This is a genomic window from Nostocoides sp. (assembly GCF_035343835.1).
Taxonomy (GTDB): Bacteria; Actinomycetota; Actinomycetes; order Actinomycetales; family Dermatophilaceae; genus Nostocoides_A; species Nostocoides_A vanveenii.
Genome location: NZ_DAOQZV010000367.1, coordinates 1 through 2104, shown reverse-complemented (window position 1 = coordinate 2104; position 2104 = coordinate 1). Strand labels below are relative to the sequence as shown.

Sequence of the window (2104 nt, the reverse complement as noted above, 5' to 3'; positions counted from 1 at the left end):
CCCGCGGCGCGGGCGCCGCGGGCGCCGGCACCGGCCTGACGGCCGGCTTCTCCCGCGACGAACTCCGGGCCGAGGTGGCTGCCTTTCGTCGCCGTGTCGAGACCGAGACCCGGCGGCGCAATGCCGAGATCCGTGGGGCCGAACGCATCGCCCGGTATGCCGTGCGCTCCCCCGTCGAACAGACCAGCTTCGTGCTCGCCGGGCCGGACGAACTCGCTGAACTGCGCCGCGCCATCGGCCCGTTGACGCGCAAGCTGGCCACCCGGCTGGCCGCCCGGCGCCGCTCCGGTCGCGGCGCCCCGATCGACATGCGCCGAACCCTGCGGCGGGCCATGGGATCCGGCGGGGTGCCGATGCGTCCAGCCTTCCAGCGACGCTCGACGTCCCGGGTCGATCTGGTGCTGCTCTGCGATATGTCCAGCTCGGTTGCCGGCTTCTCGCGATTCACGATCCTGCTGATGCAGGCCCTGGCGGCGCAATTCCGACGGGTGCGCGTCTTCGGTTTTGTCAACGTGGTCGAGGAGCTGACCGAGATCATCGCCGTTGCGCCCCCCGGCTCGGATCTGACGGCGAACTTCTCGGACACTCGCCGAATGACCAAGTGGCACAACAACTCCGACTACGGGACGGCCCTTTCCGACTTCACCGAGCATTACCTGGACGCCGTCCGTCACCGCAGCGTCGTCCTCGTGCTGGGCGATGCCCGCACCAACAACACCGACCCGGGCTTGCCCGCCCTCCACGCGATCCAGGAGCGCGCTAAATCGGTCATCTGGCTCAACCCCGAGCCGGCCCGGCAATGGGATTCCGGCGATTCGGTAGCCCACCTCTATGCCGAGGTCGTCGACATGCACGAGTGCCGCAACCTGGCGCAGCTGCGCCATTTCGTCACCCGCCTGCTGCCCATCTGACGCCCGCATCGGGGCATGCCATCCGAACGTCGGGCCGGCAGCTCGGCGGCGCCGACACGCCGGACATTCGCCCGAATAGTCGGCGTAGTGGCCCGGGCCGATTGGCTGTCGATGACGCGGGACCTGGTGGGATCACAGACCGATCTTGACCACACCCCCGCTCCCGCGCACAGCCCGCATGTCGTGACATAGGTGGATCCGCCACGGATCGCCACGCCATAGGGCGCGGTGAGCCCACCGGCGATGACCGTATGCCGCGACGCCCCGGGCGTGATCCTCAGCAGCGAGCCCGTGGGCACCTCGCCTTCGGGCACGGTGAGCAAGCCGGCGGAACTGAACTCCACGGCATACAGGGTGCGTCCGGCGAAGGCAAGGCCGGTGACATTGGTCAGGCCGGTGGCATACACGGTCGGGGCCGAGCCCAGCACCACGCGCCAGATGCGCGCCTCGCCGGCGGGGAAGGGGAACCCGGTCAGTTCGCTGACATAGAGCGCGCCGTCGGGGCCGACGACGACGGTGGTCGGCACCGACTGCATCGGCATCAGGCCGGGCGGCGGCAGGAAGGGCGGCTTGGGCACCATGCGGTTCTCGAACACCGAGACGGTGCTGATCGCGCTTCCCGACTGGCGCAGAAGGGCGTTCGCGCCGGCGTCGATGACATAGTTCTTGCCGCCGACGATCTCGACGAACGTCGGGTTGGAATCGATGCCCTGCCCGTCCGGGTCGTCGGCCGCTTCATGGGCAGCAAGGTCGCCGCCCACACCACCGGCCGCCGGCAGGGTCCCGACGAGGACCGTGCCGAGCTGCCGCGCCGGGCCGGGCAAGGTCGCGCGCGTGGCCGGGTCGGAACCGAGGCCCAGGGTCAGCAGATAGGTGCCATTCGCACGGCGATATCCGACGGGCCGCTCGCACCGAAGCCACCCGCACCCGCGAGCGAGGGCAAGCGCGTAAGGACCCGAGTCGCGACGCCGCCCCGGATCCGGATGACCGAGCCCGTGCGCCCGTAGCACACTTCGCCCTCGTCATCGTCGAGGCACGGGCCGGTGCCACCGGTGCCAGCCTCGGCGATGTACAGATCGCCATTCGGCGCGAAGCTCAACTGACGCGGATTGTTCAGGCCGTCGGCCACGACGACCGGACCAGCCGACCGCGTCGTCGCCGCCCCGAGGGCTCGCTGCGCGGCTGCGCCGGCC

At 70.4% G+C, this 2104-nt stretch carries 1 protein-coding gene and 1 pseudogene; one reads left to right on the top strand and one right to left on the bottom strand.

From position 1 onward, the window contains the following. Positions 1-911 (top strand): VWA domain-containing protein (locus PKH97_RS16175; RefSeq protein WP_324388635.1); only part of this gene is annotated, 911 nt, incomplete at its 5' end. Here PKH97_RS16175 and PKH97_RS16170 read toward each other — a convergent pair. Further along, a pseudogene (locus PKH97_RS16170) lies at positions 830-2040 on the bottom strand (ScyD/ScyE family protein). The gene PKH97_RS16175 and the pseudogene PKH97_RS16170 sit on opposite strands and share 82 nt — an antisense overlap. Positions 2041-2104 lie beyond the last annotated feature (64 nt).